This is a genomic window from Streptomyces sp. NPDC006691 (assembly GCF_042869955.1).
In the GTDB taxonomy this organism is placed as follows: Bacteria; Actinomycetota; Actinomycetes; order Streptomycetales; family Streptomycetaceae; genus Streptomyces.
Genome location: NZ_JBIAGW010000017.1, coordinates 38,283 through 63,361, shown reverse-complemented (window position 1 = coordinate 63,361; position 25,079 = coordinate 38,283). Strand labels below are relative to the sequence as shown.

Below are 25,079 nucleotides of genomic sequence, written 5' to 3'. Positions count from 1 at the left end.
TTCCTCAAACTGGCCATGTACGACAAGGTCCAAGCCAGGACCGGGGTTCGTCGAGTCGCAGCGGTTGGGGCTCACGACGGCGTCGTCGGCCGGCCCCGGTCGGAGAGCGTTCGGCGCCCCTGCCCATCTCGGTCCGCCCGGCGACAGGGGGCGGCCATGGGGGAGTGCGGCCGGCACGATCCGCATCTCGAAGTGCGACAGAGGCAGGCAGGTCACGGAGCCGGTCCGCGTCGAAGTGGCCCTTGCCGGGGTGGGTGCAGCGCACCCACGCCCCGGCGTCCGTTGGCGATTAGCGTGGCTGTCATGGAAAGCGAGAACGAACTCGGTGACTACCTGCGCGCCCGCCGTGCGGCGGTCACACCGGCCGATATCGGCCTGCCCGACGGGGGGCCTCGGCGGGTGCCGGGGCTGCGGCGTGACGAAGTGGCACTGCTGGCCGGGATGAGCACGGACTACTACATCCGGCTTGAGCAGGGCCGCGAGCGGCATCCGTCCGAGCAGGTGCTGCGGGCGATCGCCGGGACACTGAGGCTGGACGACGCGGCGACGGCCCATCTCTTCCGGCTGGGGCTGCCCGTCGTCGGCACGGCGGCTGCCGCGGCGACCGTTGCCCCGGAGTTGCTGCGGCTGATGGACGGCATGCGTGATGTGCCGGCCTTCGTGGTCGGGGCGGCGCAGGACGTGTTGGCGGCCAACGCGCTGGCGCGTGAGTTGTACAGCGGTTTCGCCAGGTATGACAACCTGCTGCGGATGATCTTCCTGGATCCCTTCGCGCGTGATTTCTACGGCGACTGGGACCGGGCGGCGCGGATCGCGGTGGGCAACCTGCGGGCGTCCTCGGCGCAGTTCCCGCAGGACGGGAGGATCGAGCGGGTCGTCGGCGAACTGAGCGTGCGCAGCCCGGCGTTCGCGGGGCTGTGGGCGCGCTACGAGGTCCGCCCTCGTACGCACGAGGACAAGCACTTCCGGCACCCGCAGGTGGGTGAACTCCGCCTGCACTTCGAGGCCCTCGCCGTCACCAGTGCCCCCGGACAGCACCTGTCCTTCTACAGCGCTGAACCCGGCAGTGCCACCGCCGACGCTCTGGTCCTGCTCGGCCGGCTGTCCGAGCAGGAGATGGCCTCGACGGACCAGACCAGTCCCGCGGGAGAAGGAGTGTTCCGATCATGACGGCGTCTCTGTCCGACGCGGCCGGCACCTTCGAGATGGCCGGCAGGAAGGTCACCCGTCTCGGTTTCGGCGCCATGCGCCTGACCGGACTCGGCGTGTGGGGTGAACCCGACGACCGCCAGGAGTGCGTCCGTGTGGTACGCCGCGCAGTCGAACTCGGCGTGCAGCTGATCGACACCGCGGACTCCTACGGCCCGTATGTGAGCGAGGAGATCATCCGGGAGGCGATCCACCCCTACGGCGACGACGTACTGATCGCGACCAAGGCCGGGTTGACCCGTAACGGGCCCGACGTGATCGGCACCGCCGAGGGACTGGTGCGCCTCGGTCCGGCGGCGTGGCCGCCGGTCGGGCGCCCGGAGTACCTGCGCCAGCAGGCCCTGATGAGTCTGCGCCGGCTGGGCGTGGATCAGATCGACCTGTTCCAGTTGCACCGCGTCGATCCGAAGGTCCCGTTGGAGGACCAGGTCGGCGAGCTGAAGAGGCTCCAGGACGAGGGCAAGATCGTCTCGATCGGACTCTCCCAGGTCACGGTCGGCCAGATCGAGCAGGCCCGCGCCATCGTGGAGATCGCCACCGTCCAGAACCGCTACAACCTCACCGACCGCAGCTCCACCGACGTCCTGGAGTACTGCACCCGCCACGGCATCGGCTTCATACCGTGGGCGCCGGTGGCCGCCGGTGAGCCGCCCCGTCCCGGTGGTCCGGTCGACCGGATCGCGACCGCCCACCACACCGGCCCGTCGCAGGTGGCGCTGGCCTGGCTGCTGGCCCGCTCCGAGGTCGTCCTGCCCATTCCCGGCACCTCCAAGGTCGCGCACCTTGAGGAGAATCTGGCGGCCGCGGCCCTGCGGCTGAGCGCCGCGGAAATTGACGAACTGACCGCCGCGGCATGATTTCCGCCCCAGGAAGACAGGTCGCCCGCTCTTCGCGGCGTGAGCCAGCAGCCTTCCCGTCTCCGTCCGTCTCTGTCTCCGTCTCCGAGTCCCTCCCCAGTTCCCACCGAAGAAGGATGCCTGCCATGCTGCTGCCCTCCGACGAGGCAGGTCGAGGCCGCCCCGTCGTCCTGCTGCACGCCCGCCCCACCGACCGCACCATGTGGGGCGCCCACCTTTCCCGGCTCGCTACCGCCGGTGTGCGGGCGATCGCCCTGGACCTGCCCGGCCACGGCGACGCGGCCGTACCTGAAGACCGTGAAGTGGCGCCCTGGACGGATGTACTCGACACGCTCGACCACCTCGGGGCCGACCGCTTCGTCCTGGCCGGGAACTCCCTCGGCGCCTTGGTAGCGCTCCAGACCGCGGTCACGGCACCGGAGCGGGTCGAGGGACTGGTGCTCATCGGGTACCGACCCCACGACCAGCAGGCCTCCCCACGTCTGCAAGCCGCCTGGGACGCCGAAAGGGTGGCGCTCGCCTCTGGCGACTTGGACGCAGCGGTGACAGCCGGTGTGGAGGCCTGGACCTCGGCGAGTGCGTCCACCGAAGTACGTGCTCACGCGGCCCGTATGCTCCGCGACCAGCTCACCGGACAACTCGCCCACGGCGAACCGCCACTGGCCGCGGACCCGCTCGGCGAAGGAACGGCAGCGCTGCGCACACTGACCACTCCCGCCCTGATCGGCGTCGGTGAACACGACATGCCCGATTTCTTCGAGGGCGGCGAGGGGCTGGCCCGCGATCTTGATGCGGGCCGGACCGTGGTCATCCCGGCCGCAGGGCACCTCGCGCCGCTGGAACAGCCGTCTGCGTTCTGCACCCTGCTACTGGACTTCATCCACCGTCTCCCGGAGCGGCGACGCTGAACCCTGCACCCGCGAGACCAGGCCGCTCCGCTGAAGGAGCAGGCCGCCCGCTGAGCACTCAGCCGATACACCGTGTCAGCAATGGCTCGTGCCGGGGCGTTCGCCATCTTCCGTGCGCAGCCCCGTCAGTGAGAAGCACATCCACCAGCTGGAACGCTCAGGCACACCATCTACCGGTGACATACAAGTGCCGCGCAATCGGGACGGACAGGGTGGCCCCAGGGATTGTCTGCACGCTGGGCTGGACCGATGGGCCGGTGGGTTGCACCGATGGGCCTACGACAAGTGCACGCCGTCGACTTCCTGTACCTCGGCGATCTCAACGCCCTCAACATCGATCACCGCGTTCCTCTCGCTGAAGCCTGGGACTCCGGCGCGGGTCACTGGACTGCGAGCGAGCGCGAGGGACATGCCAACCGTGGAAGCGGCACGTCTGGTCGCGGTAGGCGATCTCCGCATGTACCGCCGACGTTGAGGATGTCTGGCGGATGACGCCCGCGTCGGTGTTGATCCGGCACGGCTTGCCACCCGAAGCCGTTGCCACCGACGACGCCATCGGCCCGACAGCGGGGGTGCCCAGCACACCGGCGATCCCCACGCCCAACCTGGTTACGCGCCTCCGGCGCATGTATGGCCCGGGACCTCGCTGGGGACCTCCGCTTGACACGAGCACGGCCCATTGGTTGATCGCGACATCGCGTACAACGAGACGCCCGAGGAGCAGGAGCTGACAGCCGGCAACTGACGCTGCCCCGCGGGGACGCGTGACCGCCGCCAGGCGGCATCAAGGAGGGGCGGGGGCCGCACCCCCGCCCCTCCGCGATCGGACACTGCTCGGCGCAACAGCACGGTGAGCTGCGACTTGATGCGTCCGGTGTCGAGGGTGTCGGCGAGCATGATCTGGCGGGCGAAGGCGCCCATGCGCTGCTGCACTGGCCCTGCTGTATCATGTCATCCGATCGATGACAACGATGCAGTCATCGCTTCGTTGACACTTCGGGGGAGGTACTCGTGACAGCACACGATCAGCCGTCCATGATCAGTAGCGTGTCCCTTGGCCCGACGTCCTTCCTCGCCGCCAAAACAGCCCTGGTCGCAATAGGCGATGCTTTGCGCACGGCCCAGTACGGAACCTCTGACGCCGCCGGGCCCAGCCCAGAGCAGGCTCTGGCCTCACTGATGCTGCTGCGGCAGGTGCGCGAGCAGCTCGCAGGCTGGGAGACCGGGCTGATCGAAGCCGCCCGCGACGCGGGCGCCAGCTGGGCCGAGCTGGCCCACCCTCTCGGTGTCGCCAGCCGCCAAGCCGCCGAACGCCGCTACCTGCGGGGCCGGCCCGGTCCCGCAGGAACCACCGGCGAGCAACGCGTGCAGGCCACCCGCATACGCCGCGCCGCCGACCGCGATGCCGCCACCTGGGCCCGGGTCAACGCGGCAGACCTGCGCCGCGTCGCCGGACAGATCACCGCGCTTGCCGACCTCACGCCCGAAGCCCGTCCGGCCCAGGCTGCCCTGCACGCAGCTCTCGGCGCCGCCGACGCCGCCGAACTCATCGCGCCCCTCGCCGGTATGCGTCCCTACCTCGACGCCCGCCACGCAGTCCTCGTCGAGTCCCTGGATGCCGTCGAAGACCGGCGAGCGACGGCCGACGGTGGCTGATTCCTGCCGCGGGCAGTCTCGGCGTGTGCCTGCTGATCCGCCCTTTTCCCCGAACCACGCCGACGGCGGCAACGATCCGTCTTCGCGCGAGGCCCTGTCCGCCTATGACGTTGCACAGAAAGAGGCCCCCATGGGAAGCAGTGTTGAGACGCTGGAATTCCAGGCCGAGACCCGCCAGTTGCTCCGGCTGGTGATCCACTCGATCTACTCGAACAAGGACATCTTCCTGCGCGAGCTGATCTCCAACGCTTCCGATGCCCTGGACAAGCTGCGGCTGGCATCACTGACCGACGCCGACCTCACCGAGAACGGCACCGCGGACCTGCACATCGCGCTGGAGGTCGACAAGGACGCCCGCACCTTGACCGTCCGCGACAACGGCATCGGCATGACCCGCGACGATCTGGTGGAGCTGATCGGCACCATAGCCAAGTCCGGCACCGCCGGACTGCTGGAAAAGATCAAGGAGTCCAAGGACGCCGCCACTACGGAGAGCCTGATCGGGCAGTTCGGCGTCGGCTTCTACTCCGCGTTCATGGTCGCCGACACCGTCACCGTGCGCACCCGCCGGGCCGGGACCGACTCCGGTAGCCAGTGGGAGTCCGACGGCGAAGGGTCCTACACCATCCAGGCCGCCGACGACGTCCCCGTCGGTACCTCGGTCACCCTGCACCTCAAGCCCGCCGACAGCGAGGACGGTCTCGCCGACTACCTCTCCGAATCGAAGATCCGGCAGATCGTCAAGCGCTACTCGGACTTCATTCGCTGGCCGATCCGCATGGCCACCGCCGGAACCGGCACCGACGGCGGTACCACCTCCGAACTCGCCACCCTCAACTCGATGAAGGCGTTGTGGGCCCGGCCGCGCAGCGAGGTGACCGAGGACGAGTACAACGAGTTCTACCAGCAGATCAGCCACGACTGGCTGCCCCCGGCCGAGACGATCCACATGCGCGCCGAAGGCACCTTCGAATACGAGGCGCTGCTGTTCATCCCCTCCCAGGCTCCCTTCGACCTGCACTCCCGCGAGTCCAAGTCCGGCGTACAGCTCTACGTCAAGCGGGTCTTCATCATGGACGACTGCGAAGCGCTCATGCCCAACTACCTGCGCTTCGTGAAGGGCGTCGTGGACGCCCACGACCTGTCGCTGAACGTCTCCCGCGAACTCCTCCAGCACGACCGCCAGATCCAGGGTGTACGCCGACGCCTGATCAAGAAGGTACTCGGCGCGATCAAGGACATGCAGTCCAAGGACGCCGAGCGCTACGCGAAGGTCTGGGCTCAGTTCGGCCGGGCACTGAAGGAGGGCCTGCTCGAAGACACGGACAACACCGAGGCCCTGCTGGAGCTGGTGTCGGCCGCCTCCACCCACGACCCGGAGAAGACGACCACGCTTCGCGAGTACGTCGAGCGCATGAAGGACGGCCAGGACACCATCTACTACCTGACCGGCGAGAATCGCACCATGGTGGAGAACTCCCCGCACATGGAAGCCTTCGCCGCCAAGGGCTACGAGGTGCTCATCCTCACCGACCCCGTCGACGAAGTGTGGGTCGACCAGGTCCCCGCCTTCGACGGCCATCGACTGCAGTCCATCGCCAAGGGCCAGGTCGACCTCGACGGGTCGGGCGACGCTGAGGGTGAGAAGGAAACCGATGCCGACAAGGCCCAGCGCGAGCAGGACTTCGCCGACCTACTGCCTTGGCTGACCACCACCCTGTCCGACCACGTCAAGCAAGTACGCCTGTCCTCCCGCCTGACCACCTCGGCCGCATGCATCGTCGGCGACAATCACGACGTGACACCCGCCCTGGAAAAGATGTACCGGGCCATGGGCCAGCCGATACCCAACGTCAAAAGGATCCTGGAACTCAACCCCGCGCACCCGCTGATCACCGCTCTTCGCACCGCGCACCACACGGGCGCCGATGACTCCGCGCTGGCGGAGACCGCCGAACTGATCTACGGCACCGCGCTGCTCGCCGAAGGCGGCGACCTGCCGGACCCGGCCCGCTTCACCCGGCTGCTCACCGACCACCTGACCCGAACCGTGTAACCGCGAAAGCTGCTCGGCCGGAAGCCGCCTGCCAACGCCGGCCTCGGGTACTGCTATCCCACGGACGGGCCGTCCGCCTGGCGCCGTGGGGGCGTACGGGCTGGACTGCTAGGTGATCCGCGGTCCTGACGGCAGAGGGATGACGCAGAGCATCCCTGGCTGCGCTCCGTGCCCCGAGGGCTTCATGTGCCCTGGTACGGGGCGCAGTTGGTTGCGAATGCTGAAGGGCGAGAACGTCTCCTGTGGCACCCCGTCCAGCAACCCGGTCGTCTTCACCACAGGCTTCGCCGACCGCCCGGCAGCGAGGGCCGTCGCTGGCTTGCCACCGGGAGGGCTCGGCCGTCGGCCGCCCCCTCCCGGTGATTCACGTCAGTTGCTGCTCAGGAGGTGCGACGGCGGCGGCTGTGGGCGGCGCCGGCGAGCGCCGTGCCCAGGGCGATCGAGGCAGCGCCGGCCCCGAGCATCCAGCCGGAGGCCGAGTCACTGCCGGTCTCGGCCAGGGCGGCACCCGAGTCGGCCCGGCCGATAGGGCTTTCGTCTGCGTCGGGCCGGTCGGTGAAGGGGCCGGCGGCGACGCTCGGGGTGCCGCTGGCAGCGGCGTCGCTGGTGGCCGAAGGCTCCGTCAAGTCGGCGGGCGGGGCGGGCTTGTCGCCGGGAGCCTGCGGCTTGCTGCCGGGTTGGCTCGTGGCCGGCGGCTCGCTCTCGTTGAGCACGATGTCGAAGCTGTAGGGCGACTCCGACTGGCCGTAGGTGTCGTCGTCGTAGAGATATATGCCGAGTGCCGAGGCATCGCCCACGCCTACCGGCATGTCGGCGTCGACCTTCATCCGCAATGCGATGTCGGTGTGCTCACCGGGCGCGATCTCGGCGAGGGTGGTGAGGTAGCCGATGTCGGGTTCGACCGTGTTCCAGACGCCTGCGTCCTCGTCGTACCACTGGAGGGTCAGCAGTTGCCACCGGTCGCGACCTTGGTGGTCGATGGCCGCCAGCAGGGTATAGACCTCGACCGACTTGATCGCCTTGTCAGAGGAATTGGCGGCGCGGAAGGTGAGGTTCTGCCAGCCGGAGCCGGGCACGACCTTGCTGGGCAGACCGTGCAGCGTGGTGCTCAGTGCCGTTTCCTCCGACTCCTCGGCGTCGGCCGGGTCTTCTTCGGATTCCCGGGTCTGTCCGGCGCCAGGCTGGACCGGGGTGACGGACTCGGCAGAACTGGGCGGCTCGACGGTGCTGTCCGGGGCCGTGGCAGGGGAGGGCGGCCGGGTTCCGCTGGCCTCCTGTGCCGGGGCCGTGCCCACGGTGCCGGGGGCTTCGGGCTGCGTGGTGGGGGCGTCGGCCGACGCCGGGCCGGTAGCGCCCGGCGTCGGCTCGGCAGGAACTGCGGCCAAGGGCGCCGGGCTGGTTGTCGCCTCGGGTGCCGCGGGGGCCTGCTGCGATACCGCGGCACCGGTGCCGGCCAGATTGCCGCCTGACGGCTCTCGCTGCCCTGTCGGGGTCTCCGGGTTCCCGTGTTCCGGGACGGCCTCCGGCACGGAGAGGGCCGGCGGGCCGGCCTCTGCCGCCGCCGCGGGAGTAGCAGCCAGGAGTGTTGGTGTGGCCATCGAGACGGCGGCCAGGACTGCCATACGTATGCGCTTCAAGAGAGAACCAAATCTTTCGCTATGAGATGTAGCCACCCATCCTTCGCAGTTGTCCAATTTTCCACTACCTTGCATCGACCTATGAACTCATAAGCTGAGTTTGGGACCTTCGAGGCCGGATGTGTCGCTGCATTCAGCGGGCTGATGGATCGCCAACGACGCATCAGCAGGTCGAATGAGTGAAGTGGACTACTCCGCGAGCCTCCACTGTTCCCCGGCGAATGCCGCGCCGGCCTGCGGCGGGCGCCGGTCCAGTACGGAGTACGGCGCCACGCCGCCAAGCCGGGACACTCAGGGAAGATCAAGAAGACTTGGTGACGAGAGGAGTACGGCAATGAATGCGCGCAACTCCCGGCTCCTGGGGGAGGGCCCGATGCCCCCGTGGCTCGGAACCACATGGAGCAGTCCGCCTTCGCTCTCGGCCAGCGCTTGTGGCCCCTCGCGGACGAGGCGGCAGGAGGCGGTGCACAAGCGGCTCTGAGCGCGTCTGGTCAGTGAGGGGCCGTCGCGCAGAACGCCGACAGCCGGATTGAATCCCTTCTTCTGCCACCACTCCCACCGAGACTGCGCGGAGCGGCCCAAGGGAAGGACGCAGTCACTCCCGTCCTCTGACGGCTCGGCGGAAGCAGCCCCCTGCCGCCGAACCCTCGGGGAGGGGAGCGAACGGCCGGACGTCGAAACATCGAGCTTCAGCTGGATGGATGCCGGTAGGAAAGGTGCAGACGGGGTACCACGGATTCGTGATCACCGTTGGAGTTGAAGAGGAGTACCTGCTGCTCGACCCCGCGACCGGGCAGCCGGCCGCCAGGTCGGAGGAGGTGCGCAGGGCTGCGGGTCTCGACGACGTCGCGGAGGAGAGTGAAGTCCAGCCGGAGCTTTTGCAGGCCCAGGTGGAGGTCGCCACTCCCGTGTGCCAGGAACTGACAGAGGTTGCCGGGCACCTGCTGCGCCTGCGCCATGCGCTGAGCTCGGCAGCGGAGCGCTCCGGGTGTCGTCTGGCCGCGACCGCGTCGGCCCCGCTGGTGGGGGAGGGCCAAGTGCCGGTCACCAGCGGGCGCCGCTACGGGCGGCTGTACGACAAGGGCGGCCGGATGGCAGAAGAACTACTGGTCAACGGGATGCATGTGCATGTCGGCATGCCGGACCGGGAAACGGGGGTGGCTGTCCTCAACCGGATCCGGGTGTGGTTGCCCACGCTGCTTGCGATGTCGGCGAACTCTCCGTTCTGGGAGGGCCGCGACACTTCCTTCGCGAGCTGGCGCACCCTTGTCTTCAGCCGCTGGCCGGTCGGCGGTGTTCCCCCGCACTTCGACGGCCTCACGGACTACGAGGAGAGCATCGACGCACTGATCGCCTCCTCTGTCATCAGCGACACAGGCCAGTTGTACTGGCACGCCCGACTGTCCGAGCGCTATCCCACCGTGGAGGTCCGCTGCATGGACGTCCAGCTCCGGGTCGACGACGCGGCCATGCTGGCGGGAATTGTCCGCGCTCTGGCCGCTACAGCGCTGCGTGACCACAAGAACGACGTCTGCGTGCCGAAGGTTCGTCCCGAACTCCTGCAGGCGGCCATGTGGCACGCAGCACGCCACGGCCTCTCCTCCACACTCCTGGATGCCCATGGCCGCCCCGGGTCGGCGGGTGACGTGCTGTGTCAACTCGTCGAACACATCGCTCCCGCGCTGGAGGAGCACGGTGACACGCGCCACGTCGAACCCCTCATCAGCCGTCTTCTGCGCGAAGGCACCGGAGCCGACCAGCAACGTCAAGCCTTGACACGAGGCGCGGACATGACCGCTCTGACCGACTTCATCACCCAGGAGACGATTCTTGGAGCGCCCGAGGCCGGCTGAGTGCGCACCCTGTGACGAGTGGCTCGCGAGGCCGTCGCCTCCAGCGCCCCACGGCGGCGCGGTGCGGTTTCGGGCTGACTCTGGAGGATATAGGGGGCGGTATGGGTGGAGCGGCCCGTGCGATGACGCGGCAGTAGCGCGGTGCTGAAGCCGTGCAGGATGGGCCAGTTGGCCTGGGTCTGGCGTCGGCGCATGGCCGTCGCTGTCAGCGGCGGAAGGTGCAGACGTTCGCGCAGCTGTTGTACCGCGGGCTCGAAGGTGCGGTCGGTCATGTGCAGCGCGAACCTGTCGGCGGTTTGCCGAGCCGGCCCGGCAACCGGGGCCCGCCCATCTTCGCGCCGAACTCGCCGGTCGATGGGGGACGAGGGGGGTGAACACGCGAACATCGCGCGGGTCGGTAACCAGGTCGTCGGAGATGCGCTGATGAGGCTCGGGCGGGCACGTGCTGAACCAGTCCGTCAGGTGGAGCCGGTGCCCCTCTGCGGTGCCCATCGCCCGTTACCGGCGAGAGCCGTTGGCTGATGTCTCATGCTCCGGGAGCGAGTTCTACTCCTCCTCACCGCGCGTTCGGGCGCATCGTTCGAGCTGATCGATGCCCTTCCGCGGGGTGACGGCTGGTGAAGTCGCCCGCCGCGCTGTCCATGCTGGGTGCACATCGTCGAGGCCACGGCGGGTTGCATGCCGCGCTGAGCCGTGGGCGCAGCGATATCGGCCGGCTGTTGAGGCCGCCGGCAGCAGGACCACTGCCACGCACCGCGGACGGACAACTGGTCCTGGCCGCAGCCATCACCCGCCGGCTGCGGTCCGACGCACACCCTCGCCTGAACGGATCCTGTGTCACACCTACGGCCGAGGCAAAGACCGGCCCGTCTCCGTCCCTTGCTGGCCCTACTCGGTCGTCTGCGCTCGCGAGCCGGGCCGCACTCCCGGACCGCTGCCTTGGGCACCCTGTCTGCTCGGGGGACGACGCTGCCATCTTCACCGCGAAGCAGATGTGCGATCCGCGGCTGCGCTTGGTCGCCGACGCCCCGTGGTCCACAGGTGACCCGGACGTCCTCCTCGCGGCGGACGGTGGTTAGGACGCACCAACCTGGTATTGCTCCCTCCGCCTCGCCCGGCCACCCGCAGCCGACTGACGCCGGCCCCGGGAACAACCAAAGACATCACATACCCGACGCCCCCGCGGCACAGGTTAAAGATCAAGCCAAGCCCTGTTGCGGAAGTGGATCAAGGCCCTGGATGATCAGGGGATCCGACGCCCAAGGGGGACGAGGTGCGATTTGCCGATGGTCCGAGCGTTCACTGTGATGTGCATGTCGAGGCAGTCGTGCAGCGGGTCTGGGAGCTGGTGACCGATATCCGTCTTCCTGCCCGTCTCAGCCCGGAGTTGCAGCGTGTCGAATGGCTGGACGGGGCGGACGAGCCCGTAGTGGGTGCGTGCTTCGAGGGCTACAACCATCACCAGCAACTCGGCGAGTGGCGGACCGTCTCGCATGTAGTCGAGCTGGATGAGCAACAGGCTTTCGCCTGGGCCGTCACGGATGCGGATGGCCGGTACGGGGAACCGACGCTGGATCCGGCCAGATCCATGGCGTCCTGGCGCTACGAGCTTCAGGCCGAGGGCGGGGGAACCCGGTTGCGGCAGTCGGCCCTCATCGGGCCCGGCCGCAGTGGCGTCACCCTGGCCATCGAACGCTGGCCTGATCGGGAGGAGGAGATCATTGCCTTCCGGCTGAAGGAACTGCGTGCCGGGATGGAAGCCACCCTTCGCGGCATCAAGTCGCTGGCCGAGGAAGGCGCCCAGGCTCCTGTTTCCAGGGAGGTCACAGCCACTCATCGGCGCCTGCCGTGACCGGCGGTGCTGTTGCGCCTCGTCAGCTCCCGGCTGCACCGCTCCCTTCGTCTTTCCCTTCGATCCTGCCCCTGTACTCGGTGGGTCCTTCGTCAGGCAACCGCATCTGATGGGTGAGTTGGACCGCCTCCCCAAGCTTCACCCTCTGTGGGTCGCCCAACAGCTTGATGACGGTTTCCTTCGGAACGTCGAACGCTGCGTTCAGCAGACCACTGATCGCCTTTGCGGACTGCTCCACGGTTACCTCCATGTGGTGTTGACGTCGTGTCGCTCTACAGATATCGATCTGCGCTCCCCGATAGACCGGCCGATCCGCCGCCGGGGGCTATGGAAGCGGTAGGCCTGCATTCGGCCATCGTGGCGAAACCACCGGCTCGTCGGGCCAGGACCCCGGTGTCGTCGCTACGCGGTCGTTCAACGAGAGCAGTATCCGGATGGGAGCGGATACAGGCCGTACGCCCTCGGCCAAGAGGCGGGGGCCGAACCTGCTCGGCGCCGGCCTGGCCGCGGTGCCTGCCGGAGCCCCAGCAGTTATCGGACCGGTCCACCACGGGCCATACCGATCGGGCAGGTCACGCCAGGGTGCGCCGGTCCGCCACCGCTACAGCACGCCGTTGACCACCTGCGGTTGGTCCCGCCATGGCCGCCCGCGGGCATCAATACGGGGCAACAGCGGAGCTATCCGCTCCCACGCTGCCGCTCACAACTCCCTTCGTCCCAGCACGAGTTCAATGATCGGGGTGGCCCCGGGAGGTGTCGTACGCCGGGTCGGGCACGAACAAGCTGAGCCGATAGGTGGTTGGCTGCACAAGCCGACCGCAGAGCCTGATCTACACAGCTGATCGATGTGTCAGGCCCGGCAGCGTGCCGGTCGGTGCCGTCAGCTGTTGCATCACGTCTCTGTGCTGTCGGGGTTGGCCACCCGGCGCACTCGAAGCGGCCAGAGCCTCAGCGCAATACACGCGGGTGGTTTACCTGGCGTGCCCGCAGGTTGTCCGTACGCCCTGCCGTACCTTTCCATGCGTAGTCGCACAACTACGTTGAGTGAAAGGGGAATTGATATGCGTCCGATGCCCATGGGCAGGTTGGCGGCCCGCGCCTCGACGGCCCTTCAGCCGGCCTGTCCTGGAAGATCCCTGCGTCACACCCCCAACCGTCCGCGCATGCGCGCACTGGCCGTGGGGCTCGTGCTGTCCGCGGCCGCGCTTCTTCCGTCGGGCTCCGCCGCTGCGGCCGACCAGTACGAGTGGGCCGCGCTGGGCGACTCGTACACCGCCGGAGGGTTCGTCGGGGATCCGCAGCCCGCGTTGGGTGATGCATCGCGGGACGGCTGTGACCGAACCACCAACGCCTACCCCGACGTTGTCGACCGGGAGCTCGCCGAGTTCCCCCCTGGCAAGCCCGTCCACCTGACCAACGTCAGTTGCGGCAACGCCACCATCGCCAACATCGCCGACACCAGGCAGACGCCGATCAGCCCGGTCCAGACCCCCTCCGCAGGCTGGCCCGCAGTGGACACGCAGATCCAGCGAGCCAAGCTCAACGACAAGACCGACGTGGTCACCATCGGGGTCGGCGGCAACAGCCTGCCCTTCGGCGGCATGCTCCTCAAGTGCCTCGAACTGGGCGCGACGCTGGGCAAGTCCTGTCACGAGCATTACACCAATCCTCCCGAGGGGGAGGAGGGCATCAAGGACAAGCTCGCCCGGGTCCAGGACGAGTACATCGAGATGCTGGCCAAGGTGCACCAGGCCGCACCTGACGCCAAGGTGATCACCGTCGGCTATCCGGCCGTTCTGCCTCAAGAGGGCAGCGCCTGTAACCGCCTTTCCCTCACGGAGCTCGGCGGGATCAAGCACGCCGACATCGATTGGCTCCGCGACAACGTCCTCAAGCCGCTGAACAGCACCATCCAACAGGTGACGTCATTCTTCGGCGACCGCTATGTCGACGTCTACTCCTCCAGCGTGGGCCACGACGCCTGCCAGCCCGCGGGCACGAAGTGGATCGAGGGTATCTGCGGCGACGCCGCGGACTACTGGCCCGCCAAGCTCCAAGGCACCCTGCTGAACTGCGCTCTCATCCACAAGCGCGTCACCCTGGTCCACCCCAACGCCCAGGGCCACGCCAACACGGCCGCCCACGTCGAACGAGCCGTCCGCATCGCTCTCCTCGACCGCTGACCAGTAGTCCGAACCCGATGCCAGAAGCCACGGCTCCCGCACGGAAGCGCCGCCCGAAACGGCTGGCCGATCAGTCCAGGGAATGCCGTGGCTTCTGTAGGAGAGCGTGGGTGCGGGTCTGTTGTGACAGGCGGCGCCGGCAGGTGAGAGCGCATACGAGGGTATTGCGGGCTGGGCCGGGATTCGCCGCAATGCTTGTCGAGCGCGGCCTCCAGAACCTTGCAGCGGTCGCCGTTCTCCGAGTCCGGCTCCGGGGGCCGAAGGCGGCCATCAGCTCGTCCGCGTACTGACGCAACCGCTCGCCCGCGTCCGCTGTGCCGTCCGCCGCCCCGTCCGTCCCTGGCGTGCCGTCAGACCTCTCGCTCATACTGCGCGCCCCGCACGGTGCGCCGTCCACACGAAACCGGCTCCCGGGCACAGCCGATCGGAGTACTGCCCTCCGAATGCTGCCGCATCTGGAGCCAGCTCGCAGACCAGCCGAACCAGTGAGCCGCACCCCACGCACGTCACACTCCGCTCACCTACCTGACGGAGCGGCATGTGACGGTCTGTCTGCGGTCGTTCGACGATCGGTGCTTCACCGGAACGGCAGCCCGCCGTGGGCGAGTATCAGCCAGGTCAAACAGGAGGGGGAATAGCGGGCCGACCGACGGAGAACCCTGCTTGCACCAAGGTCATCTGCGTCCGGCAGAGGCCAACGAGGCGAGGAGCCGGCTGTGGCGGATACGCAAAAGACGGCAACGGAGGAAGTGGTGGCGGGGGCGCCGGTGAAGGCCGTGCTCGTGGGCCGGGCGATGAAGTCCCAGACGAGGCTGAGGGTATCCAAGCGGGCCGTGGTCGCAGTTCAGGGCGCACTGACCTACCTGCTGCGTGAGATCGTTGACGGCACCAAGTCGGCTGCCGAGATCGACCTGAAGAAGAAGGCCCTCCCCAAGCACGTCCAACGGGCCGTTTCGACGGACCCCGAACTGCGGGCGCTGAGCGCCCACTGGCTGCTGCGCAACCCCGCCGAAGTCCGCAAGCCGGGAAGCGAGGCGCAGCCATCAGCCGTGAAGGCGGCGGGCACCCGCAAGCGGAGCGTCGACGTCACGTCGCACCAGTTCCGCTCAAGCATCAAACGAATCGCTCGTGAGAAGGACTGCGCTCTGGCCACCGCCGCTATGGACACGCTGGCGACGATCGCCGCCGAGATCACGGCGGACCTGACAGGCCGGGCGGACGAAGTCGCTCAGAAGGATTCCAAGAAGACGATCCATGCAGCGGACGTGCGCGGGGCGGTGGAGGGCCATCTGCCGGGAGAACTGAAGGTCCACACCGTCAAGGCGATCGAAACCGCACTGGCCGAGGCCCCCCAGGAGACGTCGTAGAGCGCCTGCGTGCGCTCTGGAACGAGCTCTGGAACGCAGGGAGACGCCGTCGGCCTACAGTCAGGGACGTCTCTCGTTGCGCTGGGGGACTCACAGGACGACTCCGGGGGACAACGTTCTTCCCGATCGGCTTCATGGCCCGGCTCATGTTGCACTCCTGGGTGGCCTGTTGACCGACGGTGCGCATGAACAGCAACTGCGGCTTGGCGACGGTCGCGGTTTGCGACGTTCTTTTGAGAGGTCGGATGCTCGGGCTATTCCTTGGTGTGTGACGACCAGCGTACGAAGGTCAGGCCGGCGCAGCGTCGAGCAGCAGCTCACCGGCTGGGTGCGCAGCTCGGCCGAGGGAGGGCGAGCGGCGGGAACGTCGGGGCCATCAGCTCCGCGGCCTGCTCAGGCCCTGGGCGCGGTAGGTCCTGCCCGAACTGGGCGGCTGGCAGCCCCGTCCCGCATTCGCCGGGCGGGGCGGGGCTGCAGCCTTCGGCTACGCCTGGCCTGCGGCTAGTTCCTGGGCCAGGCGGTATCCGCCGACGAGGTCGATGTCGGTCCGCTCCCGCAGCAGTTTGATGGCGGCCGTCTGGTCGTCCGCTGCTAGCAGCGCGGTCATCTCGGCGGCCAGGTCGGGGGCGAGTGAGCGCAGGTTTTCTGCCGCCTGCGCGTAGTCCTCCGGCAGTGAGCGGCCCGAGTGGAGCAGGGCGAGAGCCGCCCGCGCCTCAAGGAGTCCGAGCCCGGACGCTTTGCGCAACCGGGACAGTGCCTTCGGCTCACGGCCTTCGGAGGCGAGGGCCAGGGCTTCGTCCCGGACCTCCGCGGGCACGGGAGTGATGAGTGCGGTGATCTCCTGCTTGCTGGGGTTCATCGGGAGTTTCCTTCGGCCTTACCTGCACTGCTTCTTGATGCTGTCGATGCCCAGGATGGCTCCCGCGAGTCCGCCGAGCGTGGCGCCCAACTCGCTGATCTTCTCCTCACCCTTGGCCACGCGGATGAGCAGGTAGGCGGCCTCCTTCACACTGCCCGCCTTCTTGATGAACGCCTTGAGCTTGAGGATCTTCGAGGCCGGGACGGCGGCGCCGGCCACTGCCACAGTGATCGCGGCGACGCATTTGGTCGTCTGCCACCATCCAAACGCCCGCACGCTCCCGGGCTTGGGCAGATGCTGAGCCAGGTATGTCTGGACGGCGTGATCGCCCTCGGCCACGACAGCGTCCGGCATCGCCTCGACAACGCTCAGCGCGTCGATGAGCCCCTGTTCCTCTGCCGGGGCGCCGGTGGAGACAGCGTCCGTTACGGCGGCGGCAGTTGAGGCGGTGGTGGACCGAGTGTGGTCGGAGGCGGACGCGATCCCGCCGAGGCCTGCGCTGAATATGGCCGTGGTGGCGATGGCAGCGGTCAGCATGGTGATTCTGTTGAACGTCAAGGTGTTTCCCCCACTTGCGGGGCCCGCCGGTGGCGGGCAGTTGGCAGCCCCCGCCATGCCAAGGAAGGTCTGCTCCGTATCGGGGGCGCGGAAAGATCGAATCAGCGCCCCCGTAGCGATCGCAATGATCTTGAACATCTTCTGAGCTTGCGCCCATCACTGGAACTGCGTAGTAGGGCCGGAACGGGCGTCAGGTGCCGTCCGCCTCAGTGGAGCGGACGTCAGCGTGATCGTCGTGGGGCAGGCCTTCGGGGAAGCCTTCGGCAGGCTGCGACACGCAGAAGTGGTCGAGTGTGCCGGTGATACGGAGCATGCGGTTGAGGTTTGCGGGCCGCTCGTCCAGGTGGAGACGCACCCCCGCGGCGGTGGTCAGACGCTGCACCATCAGCAGGGTGGACATCCCGATCGAGTCGATGGTGCCGAGTTCGGCGCAGTGCAGGTGGAGGTGCTGGATGCCCGGCTGCGGTCTGAGCCGGAGGGTGACTTCCTCAAGGAGCAGGTCGGCGGTGTCGCGGTCGAGGTCGCCGTGGACCTCTATGCGAACCCTGTCCTTGGTGTCGACGGTGGTAAGGCTCAGGTGGTCGGAGGACATTGGCTTGGTCGTCATGCGGGGTCCCGGGCAGCGGTGCGATCAATGGTGCGTGTTGGTGGGGGGCATGGGTGCCGTGGTGGAGGATACGGATGACCCGCGGGCACTCCTTCGATTCGAGAACCGGGGCCATGCGGGCCAGAGCCAGTGCCCGGGTTGGCACTTGCCGTGCCCGGAGGACCGGTATGGCGCGGGCACCCTGGTCCAAGGCGCGCAGGGCGACATGGACGGCAACGTATCCATCGCCGGCCGGGATGGTGTTCCGCAGCCGCCCGCCGAGTTGGCCCGGATACGCGGCCACGGCGCCGGAACGGCGACGCTGAGTGGTTCGTGGTCATCTGGTGAACCCGCCTCGCGTGTGCCCGGGCAACGCGCTCAGATGACGCGTGCGTGGTGCGGAGATCACCACGACTGCCATGTCGTCGTGACGGCGGCTGCCCAGCCACTGGGAGGCGAGCATCTGAATGTGCTCGGCGATGCCCTCTGCGGGCATGCCCGCACACTTCGAAAGAGCCCGCTTCAGACGTTCCTCACCGAACAGGGTGTCACCGAGAGGTCCGCCCTTGGCCTCGGTGATCCCGTCCGTATAGAGAACGCAGGCCTCGCCTACAGCCAGGGTGACCGCGGCCGTGCAGGAACTGATGCGGGGGACAGCCCCCACCAGGGTGCCGCGGGTGTCCGTGACCTCCACCGTGCCGTCCGCGCGGACGATCAGCGGGGGAGGGTGCCCCGCGCTGGTGACCTTCAGGGCCACCGTGTTTCCCTGTCGTACCGCCGAGGCCAGGACCAGCGTCGCGTACCGCGTGTGATGCGAACTCAGCATGGCGGTGTTCAGCAGGTCCAGTACCCGCTGGTGGTCGTTGGCAAGGGGCAGCAACGCGTGCAGGGTATTGCGGATCTTGCCCGTGAGCACGGCGGCCTCCAGACCCTTGCCGCACACGTCCCCCAGCGTCACCAGGGAGGCCTCACCCTCGACGGAGGCGGGGTGGACGTCGTAGAAGTCGCCGCCGATCCGCTCATCGTCCGCTGAAGGCCGGTACCGGCCGGCGAAGTCGACTCCGGAAATCTGATGCAGAGTCGGAGGCAGCAGCTCCCGCATGAGCACTTCCGTGATCGCGGACTGCTCTGCGTACAGACGGGCCGCCGACATCGCGGCACCGGCGCGGGCCGCGAAGAGCCGAGCGAAGACCTCCTCTTCTTGACTGAAGGCAGCGGTCTCGGCCTTGCGGAGCAGGACCAACGCGCCCGCCGGGACACCATGTCCGGGCAGCGGGGTGATCACTATCGAAGTCACCGGGCCGAAGCCGTCAGGCACCATCCAGTCCGGAGCCGCGGCTGGATCGATCCACCGGGAGGGCACCGGGGGGAATCCCCGCAGGGCTTCCCCGAGTCCTGGCACGGCGCTCGGGTCCACGCTCTCCTGGCCTGCTGCGGGGGAGCTGCCGCGTACGCAGCGCACCACCGGCAGGTGCCGGCCGCGTGCAGGCGCGATGACCAGGGCGGCGTCGGCGAGGCTTTCGGCGGCCAGCTGTGCCGTCACATCCATGCACCTCCCCAGATTCAGAGAGGAGAGGAGCGTGTTGGACGCCTTCGTGAGAAACGCGGTGCGCTCCTGCTCCATGTGCAGGGCCTCGCGTGTCAACTGGTGGTCGGTGTCGTCGACCAGCCACCAGGCTACTGTGCCATCGGTATGAACACTGGGGTGTGCTTCGAACCGACGGCCTTCGATCATGCCCGTGGGAGGCTGCGCCTCTTGGTCGCTCACTCCCCGGCGTCGAGCGGGGAGTGACTGTGTGCGGTGGGCGGTTGCGAGCCAGCCTGGAACCGTGTCTCGGAGGAGGGATCCCGGCAATGCCTGGGGCAGAAGTGCGGCGGCGACGCGGTTGCGCTGCACGAGCGCGCCGCGGGAGTCAGCTACCAGGACCGGAGGGGCACTGCCCCAGGGGAAGTCCCTTGCCGACCCCACGCCTGTGTGTGCTGGGTGGAAGCCAACCGTCGAGGACCCGCTGCACGAATCCCTCACCTCATCAACTCGGTCGAGAATGTTGTCGAGAGGCAACTATTGCGCACTGGTGACCGTCCCGGCAACCCGGCGGTGGCTCGCGCTGGCGTTGCGGAACGGGTGTTCCCGTGATCGGGTCGACGCGTGGCGCGAACGCCCCGGGAGATCTGCCCACGGACAGGAAGCCGGGCACAGGGGGAGTGCACGCGCGCACTATCGTCCGACCAAGTTGTGAGCTTCCTCAAGCGTTGTGACACGGGCGAACTGGTTTCCCGTACCGGTCACTTCCAGCACGCGTCGCATGAACGTGTTCTCGCCGACCAGCACCACCTCCTGCGAACGGGCAGCCCGGAGAAGAAGGTTCAGCAGACTGGAGTCGCAGTAGTGCAGGCCACTGAGATCGAAGGTGAGCAGTGCCGCCCCAGAGGCTGTCATCGCGAGATCGACCGCTTCCTCGACCCCGGCGATGGTCTCCGGATCGACGTCACCCTGGAGAGCGATCACCCATAGGCGTCCGTCCACACTGTTGCGTCCGATCACATCGGGTTGCTCTTCCGGTAGATGGTGGTAGGTCATGCGCCCATTTTCCTCCATCTCCTCAGAGGTCGGTCAAAGGGTCTGAAGCCAAGCGCCCCACCGTGACCGCGTCTCGACACCTCGCCTGTCCACATTCGTAGGATCTTTGGTGCCTCAGACCGGAGGGCGGACGGCCGTTTGCATCGCCGCCCGCGTGCTGCTGTGTATGCCTGGGGAATGGGGCCGGTAGCCTCGGGCAGACGAGTTCCGAGATGGATGAGACACGTATGCAGGGAAGGGAGCCGCGTCATGTCCGTCGATGAGAGTTCGCTGCCGGACGATGTGGCCTCCTCATCTTTGTCTTTCACCTGCGCTCAGGCCCGGGCGGAGGCGGGGGTGGCGGTGATGCCACTGTGCGAGGGCCTCCCGGACCACCAGGCTCGACGCCTGTACGAGGATGCGCTGTTGGTGGCCAGCGAGTTGGTCGCCAACGCCCTGCGTCACGGCGGTGGCATTACCCGTTTCAGCGCCTGCGTGCACGACGACGTGTTGGTCATCCATGTCAGCGACCGCAGCCGTGCTCGGCCCAGGCGGCTGCCACGTGACCCCGCAGTGCCCGGCGGCTTCGGCTGGCTGATGGTGGAGAACCTCGCACGCACGGTCGCCGTCGAGGTCGACGCAAGCGGCAAGACGATCAAGGCCGTCCTTGACGGCGTCTCCTACAGCTGAAACCCCCGGAAGGGCCTGCTGCCGCGGCCGAGTACGGCAGGCCCCCGTGCCACCCGTACCGCCCTCCTCGGGCCCCGTGCCGCACGGATGTCGGCCCCGCCTCCCCGCGCGGACCGGCTGCCGAGCTGGTCGGCTGAGTGCCGCGCAATCTGCTGTATGCGCGGGGGTGAGGCGGCCGCCAGGGGATTTTCCGCACTTTGTCGGGACCGGGTGCGTCAGGGAGACGTTCCCGGTCTGCTCCTGCTAGGTCCGGCGCCTCCCTCCTGTCCGCGCGTCGGCCTGTACGCACACCCCGTCCGACGGGTCTGCCCCGGCCGTGCGTGCTGGGGGAGTCTCGTTAGGGGGAACGAGCCCGAGGCGTGCGTCACTGGCCGTGCGCGGGGTAACGGGTGCGGTGCGGGGGTCGGGCGAGCGGTGAAGGAGATCCAGTGCTCAGTGATCAGGACTGCCGGAGCTGTGCGGATCTGCGGCGGGAGGCCGAGGCCAGTCGTGCGGATGTGGGTGACCTGCTCTTACGGGTCCAGATCCACGAACTCGAAGCGCACCAGGCGCAGTTCGCCCCGCGCCTGGCCGAGGCGGACCATGCTTCGCGCGTCGATTGAGGCGCCGTCATACCGTGAGGCTCGTGCTCGGCTCCCTGTGCGGTGACATCCTCGCGGTCGGCTCGTCCCGCGTAGGGAACACCACACCGATCTGTTCGGAAGTCGCGGGCAAGCAGCAGGCAGGGAGCGGAGGAAAGGCGTTGAGTGAGGTCGTGGCCACAGAGTCGGCGCGACTCGGACTGATGCCCATGACCGCGCCTCCCTCCTCGGCTCCGGGACCTGCCCACGGTCGCTCGACCCCGGGTGCCTTCACGGTAGAGGGACTGGGAGGCGCGGGCGAGAGACTTGGGGCGCGTATCCGAAGTGGCCTCAGAGGCTGCTGGTTCGTCAGTCTCGCGACGGTTCAGCGAGCCAGCGGTCGTCCTGAAATGCGGCAGGGACCTCGTCCTCCCACGGATCGATCCCGCGGCGTTCCAGTTCGTCGAACCATCGGTCCCGCTGTGACTCGGGGAGGCGCTGTCCGCACCAGGGACAGAAGCCGATCGTGATCTTCGATGTGCCGCCGTCATGGATGATCAGCCCGTACTCCTGGAACTTGGGGCTGAAGGTGATCAACGCGTCCGGGCAGGCGAAGGGGTCGGCGTGTTGGTCGCAGCGCACGTTCACGCGGCTGTTCATCGCTTGGCAGCAGTGGCTGGTCATGACCTCGGCTTCTCGTTGATCGGTACTAAGCCCAGAAGTAGATCACGGTCTGGAGTGATCACCGAATGGCACGTGGTGATATGACGGACAGACAGTGGGCCCCGCTCAAGCCGTTGTTACCCAGGGGATGGAAACCGGGGCGGCCGCCGACCAGGACCAACTTGCAGCCGGTGTGCAGGTTTCCTGCGCCTGTCCCGGCCGGGGTGAGGGCGCGACGTGGACTGCTCGATGCGGGGTTCCTGAGGTGTACGGAGGGGCTCAGGGGCTGCGCAGTGGGGGACGTGGCTCTCCCGGACCGCCGCTCCTACTGCTCCGCCTGTGCAGTGACCTGTCTCGGCAGACACGGTCCCTGCCAAAGTTCAGCCATGGAACGCGCCATCGCGCGAGGGGCACATCGTGCCGATGTGTACGCTTCGATCGAAGCCGACCAGTGTGTCCTGCCCGCCCTCACAAGGGCGGGCAGGACGTCTGTGGAGCCCAGCTCCTCCAGGTGAGCATTCCGCTCGGCGGGCCACGGGGGAGTAGGGCGCCGGCCGCTGGCGCTTCGGTTCAGGCCCAGGTCCTGGCGAATTGGGCGAGCGACACCTGGCCGCCCTTCCTGGTGAGGGCCGAACCCATCTCGACCCAGTCGCCGGTGTGCTTGATCGTGCCTTGGCCGAGCTCGACGGCGGTGGCGGTGGGTGCGGCCGCTCCGGTGTCCGCGCCGGTCAGTTCGAGCACGGTCGGGACCTGCGTGGCGAGCTCGACCGAGCCCTGGATCACCTTCGCGGCGATCTTCCCCTGTTTGGCGGTGGCGCCGATGGCCTCGGCACCGCGGGTGCCGACATAGGTGGAGAGGCGGCCTGCCTTTGCGGCCTTGGCCCCTCCCGTCGCGGCGAGGAAGGCCCGTCCGCTCGCACGGGCGGCCACTCCCACCTTCCCGACGGACCGCATCGCGAGCTTCCCGGCCTTCGCGGCCTTGCCGAGCGCGCCGACGACCGGCAGCGCTCCGAGGGCGTCGGCGGCCAGACCCGCGATGGTTTCCGCGTCCCAGTCGCCCCTGATCGCCGCATCGGCGACGTGGAAGCCGAGCGAAGCGGTGGCGGTGACCACCGCGATCGGTCCGGCGAGCGGGGTGAGTACGGGAATCAGGGCCAGCACACCCGCCACGGCCGAGATGACGCCGAAGACGTCGCCCAGGATGCCCCAGAGCGTGCTCTTCGCCTCCTGGGCGGCCTTGGCGGCGGCGGCCGCCTGGAGGAACTCGTATTCCTGGCCGCTGGCGTCAACGATCCGGGTCAGTTCACGGTTGATGAGGAAGCACTGGAGCTGATACTCGGCCTGCACCGCGAGCAACAGGTCGATCAGTTCCCGCAGTTCGGGATCGGGAACGACATCGGCGCCGTACGAGCTGTCCGTGAACCGCCAGATCGGCGCCCAGGCGTACAGATCGCTGCCCGGCAGCGCGTCCTGACCTTTGCCGATGTTGCGGGCGACGTCCGGGTCGAGGAAGTCGATCAGGGCCCAGGGGATCACACCGCGGTCCGATGTGCCGTCGCTGGTGACGATGTAGTTGCTCCTGCGGTTCATCATGAAGCTCTGGAAGGCCCGCCGGGCGGCCTCGTCCAACTGGGCGTCGTGCTCACGGACGTAGTCGTGCACCAGGTTCTCGACGATGTTCAGGCCCGACCGGGACGCCGAACCGCCCGGCCGCCCCGTCTTCCGCGGTCCGAGAAAGAGGTCCATGCTCTCGGGGTCCCGACTGCTTTCGGCAGGGGTGGCGGCGGCGCTGCGAGGGCCGCCCTCCCACGCCTCCAGGGTTTGGTCGACGAGGGTGGCGCGTCCGGCGGCGTCGAAGATGGCGGCGTCCGGAAGCGGTTTGGGTAGTTGTGCGACAACCTGCTGCACGGTGCGTGTCGCGGCGCGGGTGTTGAGGGTTTGCGCAAGCTTTTTCAGGCGGCCGGCATCGGCGAACCAGGGCCCTTCCGTGTGGTACGCGGCGTATTCGTCATCCGGTTCCTCCGGCGCGGGGGTCGCGCCGCGGTCGGCCGTGTCGATCGCCTTGGCCTCCTCGTCCAGCCTGCGCAGGGCGGCGAGGATGCGGTCCTCCTGGTAGAGGAAGGACCGCAGTAGTTGCTCGGCGCGGTAACGGTCCTGGTCCTTGGAGGACTTGGAGTCCCAGCCCCACAGGTTGATCGCCTTCGACTCGTCGGTGAGGAAGCGGTGCAGGGTGTCGTGCACCTCCGCCACGACCAGGTCGTGAGCTTGCTCCTTAACAGTGTCGCCTCCTGCCCCCACTGCCGTCGCTGCGTGAGGGAGGGGCAGTGCTGCTCCCGGGCCGGCGGTGGGGCGGATGGTTTGGGTGTCCCTCGCATGGCGGTTAGGGGTATCGGTTCTTCGCCCGTCCTATGGGTGACTTCTGCCAGGCGGTGAGAGGTTTTTGGTGCTGGTCAGGTGAGTCTGAGGGGGAGGCCCCAGACCCCGGCGCTCACGTTCCCCATTGCCTTCAGTACCTGTAGGAGTACACATGCGTCTTCGTTACACGGTCGGTGCCGCCCTCGGTGCTCTGGCCCTCATCGTCACCCTGCCCACCTCGGCCGACGCCGCCACCGGCAAGTTCAGTTACACGTTCACCGACGAACAGGGGAAGACGGTGACCGACACCGAGAACAACCCGGCAAGCCACAAGTGCATCGACCTCCTCGGTGTGGACAAGCCCGAGGACCACAGCGGCGCCTGGAGCGGAAGGAACGCCACCGACAACGTCGCCACCGTCTACACCGACCTTGAGTGCCTCGGCACCGCCACAGTCATCAAGAAGGGGCTCACAAGCCCCCCCGACGTGAAGTTCCGCTCCGTCATCTTCAACACCTTCTGACCCGCTGATTGCCTCCGCCTGCGTGCTTGGGCAAGGTGCACAAGGGAGAAGGCACATCGAAGTCCGAGCACAAGCACTTAGCTTGATCCTTATAGCTCGTCGGGACGGTCACTCAATGGGGTGACCCCCGGGCGTGGAGACGGTCCC

Annotated in this window: 21 protein-coding genes and 2 pseudogenes; 13 read left to right on the top strand and 10 right to left on the bottom strand. The window is 68.0% G+C overall.

Annotation, left to right across the window (positions count from 1 at the left end):
* Positions 1-303 precede the first annotated feature (303 nt).
* From ACFYNP_RS29595 to htpG, 6 genes and pseudogenes are all read left to right on the top strand, one after another.
* Positions 304-1,170, top strand: coding sequence for a helix-turn-helix transcriptional regulator (locus tag ACFYNP_RS29595; RefSeq protein ID WP_388789681.1), 867 nt, complete (start codon positions 304-306; stop codon positions 1,168-1,170).
* Positions 1,167-2,066, top strand: coding sequence for an aldo/keto reductase (locus tag ACFYNP_RS29590; RefSeq protein ID WP_388789679.1), 900 nt, complete (start codon positions 1,167-1,169; stop codon positions 2,064-2,066). Before ACFYNP_RS29595 ends, ACFYNP_RS29590 begins: the two co-directional genes overlap by 4 nt.
* Positions 2,067-2,191: 125 nt before the next feature.
* Complete coding sequence (locus tag ACFYNP_RS29585) at positions 2,192-2,974, top strand: alpha/beta fold hydrolase (RefSeq protein ID WP_388789677.1); 783 nt, start codon at positions 2,192-2,194, stop codon at positions 2,972-2,974.
* 327 nt (positions 2,975-3,301) lie between these two features.
* Positions 3,302-3,391, top strand: a pseudogene (locus tag ACFYNP_RS29580) (HNH endonuclease); the annotation flags it as partial.
* A 594-nt stretch (positions 3,392-3,985) separates the two neighbouring features.
* On the top strand, positions 3,986-4,630 hold the full coding sequence (locus tag ACFYNP_RS29575) for a type III effector protein (protein ID WP_388789674.1): 645 nt from the start codon (positions 3,986-3,988) through the stop codon (positions 4,628-4,630).
* A 130-nt stretch (positions 4,631-4,760) separates the two neighbouring features.
* A complete protein-coding gene (htpG, locus tag ACFYNP_RS29570) occupies positions 4,761-6,686 on the top strand; it encodes a molecular chaperone HtpG (RefSeq protein WP_388789671.1) in 1,926 nt (641 codons plus the stop codon).
* 380 nt (positions 6,687-7,066) lie between these two features.
* On the opposite strand, the gene ACFYNP_RS29565 is transcribed toward htpG, so the two are convergent.
* Positions 7,067-8,071: a hypothetical protein gene (locus ACFYNP_RS29565; RefSeq protein WP_388789668.1), complete on the bottom strand. Its 1,005-nt coding sequence runs from the start codon at positions 8,069-8,071 to the stop codon at positions 7,067-7,069.
* Positions 8,072-9,063: 992 nt separating this feature from the next.
* Here ACFYNP_RS29565 and ACFYNP_RS29560 point away from each other — a divergent pair.
* Both ACFYNP_RS29560 and ACFYNP_RS29555 read left to right on the top strand, forming a co-directional pair.
* Positions 9,064-10,176: a glutamate--cysteine ligase gene (locus ACFYNP_RS29560; RefSeq protein WP_388789665.1), complete on the top strand. Its 1,113-nt coding sequence runs from the start codon at positions 9,064-9,066 to the stop codon at positions 10,174-10,176.
* A 1,273-nt stretch (positions 10,177-11,449) separates the two neighbouring features.
* On the top strand, positions 11,450-12,028 hold the full coding sequence (locus ACFYNP_RS29555) for an SRPBCC family protein (RefSeq protein ID WP_388789662.1): 579 nt from the start codon (positions 11,450-11,452) through the stop codon (positions 12,026-12,028).
* A 22-nt stretch (positions 12,029-12,050) separates the two neighbouring features.
* Here ACFYNP_RS29555 and ACFYNP_RS29550 read toward each other — a convergent pair whose 3' ends face one another.
* A complete protein-coding gene (locus tag ACFYNP_RS29550) occupies positions 12,051-12,266 on the bottom strand; it encodes a hypothetical protein (protein WP_388789659.1) in 216 nt (71 codons plus the stop codon).
* Between the two features lie 303 nt (positions 12,267-12,569).
* Positions 12,570-12,710, bottom strand: a pseudogene (locus ACFYNP_RS29545) (transposase); the annotation flags it as partial.
* Positions 12,711-13,191: 481 nt separating this feature from the next.
* On the opposite strand from ACFYNP_RS29545, the gene ACFYNP_RS29540 reads away from it, so the two are divergent.
* Positions 13,192-14,211, top strand: a complete 1,020-nt coding sequence (locus ACFYNP_RS29540) for an SGNH/GDSL hydrolase family protein (RefSeq protein WP_388789656.1) — start codon at positions 13,192-13,194, stop codon at positions 14,209-14,211.
* 716 nt (positions 14,212-14,927) lie between these two features.
* Positions 14,928-15,578 carry a histone-like protein gene (locus ACFYNP_RS29535; protein ID WP_388789653.1) on the top strand — a complete coding sequence of 217 codons (651 nt, stop codon included), beginning with the start codon at positions 14,928-14,930 and terminating at the stop codon, positions 15,576-15,578.
* A gap of 484 nt (positions 15,579-16,062) precedes the next feature.
* On the opposite strand, the gene ACFYNP_RS29530 is transcribed toward ACFYNP_RS29535, so the two are convergent.
* From ACFYNP_RS29530 to ACFYNP_RS29510, 5 genes are all read right to left on the bottom strand, one after another.
* Positions 16,063-16,437 carry a hypothetical protein gene (locus ACFYNP_RS29530; protein WP_388418298.1) on the bottom strand — a complete coding sequence of 125 codons (375 nt, stop codon included), beginning with the start codon at positions 16,435-16,437 and terminating at the stop codon, positions 16,063-16,065.
* A gap of 18 nt (positions 16,438-16,455) precedes the next feature.
* Positions 16,456-17,133, bottom strand: a complete 678-nt coding sequence (locus ACFYNP_RS29525) for a hypothetical protein (RefSeq protein WP_388418301.1) — start codon at positions 17,131-17,133, stop codon at positions 16,456-16,458.
* Between the two features lie 52 nt (positions 17,134-17,185).
* Positions 17,186-17,602, bottom strand: coding sequence for an STAS domain-containing protein (locus ACFYNP_RS29520; RefSeq protein WP_388418303.1), 417 nt, complete (start codon positions 17,600-17,602; stop codon positions 17,186-17,188).
* Positions 17,603-17,918: 316 nt separating this feature from the next.
* The gene (locus ACFYNP_RS29515; protein WP_388789650.1) at positions 17,919-19,550 is read right to left on the bottom strand and encodes a PP2C family protein-serine/threonine phosphatase; all 1,632 of its coding nucleotides are present in this window, start codon (positions 19,548-19,550) and stop codon (positions 17,919-17,921) included.
* A 249-nt stretch (positions 19,551-19,799) separates the two neighbouring features.
* A complete protein-coding gene (locus ACFYNP_RS29510) occupies positions 19,800-20,162 on the bottom strand; it encodes an STAS domain-containing protein (protein WP_388789648.1) in 363 nt (120 codons plus the stop codon).
* A gap of 249 nt (positions 20,163-20,411) precedes the next feature.
* Here ACFYNP_RS29510 and ACFYNP_RS29505 point away from each other — a divergent pair, with 249 nt between their 5' ends.
* On the top strand, positions 20,412-20,831 hold the full coding sequence (locus tag ACFYNP_RS29505; RefSeq protein WP_388789646.1) for an ATP-binding protein: 420 nt from the start codon (positions 20,412-20,414) through the stop codon (positions 20,829-20,831).
* A gap of 428 nt (positions 20,832-21,259) precedes the next feature.
* Positions 21,260-21,433 (top strand): hypothetical protein, encoded by a 174-nt coding sequence (locus ACFYNP_RS29500; protein ID WP_388418312.1) that lies wholly within the window; start codon positions 21,260-21,262, stop codon positions 21,431-21,433.
* A 327-nt stretch (positions 21,434-21,760) separates the two neighbouring features.
* Here ACFYNP_RS29500 and ACFYNP_RS29495 read toward each other — a convergent pair whose 3' ends face one another.
* Together ACFYNP_RS29495 and ACFYNP_RS29490 are read right to left on the bottom strand one after the other, a co-directional pair.
* Entirely contained in the window at positions 21,761-22,075 is a 315-nt protein-coding gene (locus tag ACFYNP_RS29495; protein WP_388789643.1) for a DUF6980 family protein, read from the bottom strand.
* A gap of 549 nt (positions 22,076-22,624) precedes the next feature.
* Positions 22,625-24,304, bottom strand: a complete 1,680-nt coding sequence (locus ACFYNP_RS29490; RefSeq protein ID WP_388789641.1) for a hypothetical protein — start codon at positions 24,302-24,304, stop codon at positions 22,625-22,627.
* A gap of 277 nt (positions 24,305-24,581) precedes the next feature.
* On the opposite strand from ACFYNP_RS29490, the gene ACFYNP_RS29485 reads away from it, so the two are divergent.
* On the top strand, positions 24,582-24,932 hold the full coding sequence (locus ACFYNP_RS29485) for a hypothetical protein (protein ID WP_388418320.1): 351 nt from the start codon (positions 24,582-24,584) through the stop codon (positions 24,930-24,932).
* The last annotated feature ends 147 nt before the right edge of the window (positions 24,933-25,079 follow it).

Coding starts and splice junctions, on each gene's coding strand:
- ACFYNP_RS29505 (WP_388789646.1), top strand. CDS start 20,412: ATGTCCGTCGATGAGAGTTCGCTGCCGGACGATGTGGCCTCCTCATCT.
- ACFYNP_RS29495 (WP_388789643.1), bottom strand. CDS start 22,075: ATGACCAGCCACTGCTGCCAAGCGATGAACAGCCGCGTGAACGTGCGC.
- ACFYNP_RS29540 (WP_388789656.1), top strand. CDS start 13,192: ATGCGCGCACTGGCCGTGGGGCTCGTGCTGTCCGCGGCCGCGCTTCTT.
- ACFYNP_RS29525 (WP_388418301.1), bottom strand. CDS start 17,133: ATGTTCAAGATCATTGCGATCGCTACGGGGGCGCTGATTCGATCTTTC.
- ACFYNP_RS29590 (WP_388789679.1), top strand. CDS start 1,167: ATGACGGCGTCTCTGTCCGACGCGGCCGGCACCTTCGAGATGGCCGGC.
- ACFYNP_RS29510 (WP_388789648.1), bottom strand. CDS start 20,162: ATGACCTACCACCATCTACCGGAAGAGCAACCCGATGTGATCGGACGC.
- ACFYNP_RS29485 (WP_388418320.1), top strand. CDS start 24,582: ATGCGTCTTCGTTACACGGTCGGTGCCGCCCTCGGTGCTCTGGCCCTC.
- ACFYNP_RS29595 (WP_388789681.1), top strand. CDS start 304: ATGGAAAGCGAGAACGAACTCGGTGACTACCTGCGCGCCCGCCGTGCG.
- ACFYNP_RS29585 (WP_388789677.1), top strand. CDS start 2,192: ATGCTGCTGCCCTCCGACGAGGCAGGTCGAGGCCGCCCCGTCGTCCTG.
- ACFYNP_RS29520 (WP_388418303.1), bottom strand. CDS start 17,602: ATGACGACCAAGCCAATGTCCTCCGACCACCTGAGCCTTACCACCGTC.
- htpG (WP_388789671.1), top strand. CDS start 4,761: ATGGGAAGCAGTGTTGAGACGCTGGAATTCCAGGCCGAGACCCGCCAG.
- ACFYNP_RS29530 (WP_388418298.1), bottom strand. CDS start 16,437: ATGAACCCCAGCAAGCAGGAGATCACCGCACTCATCACTCCCGTGCCC.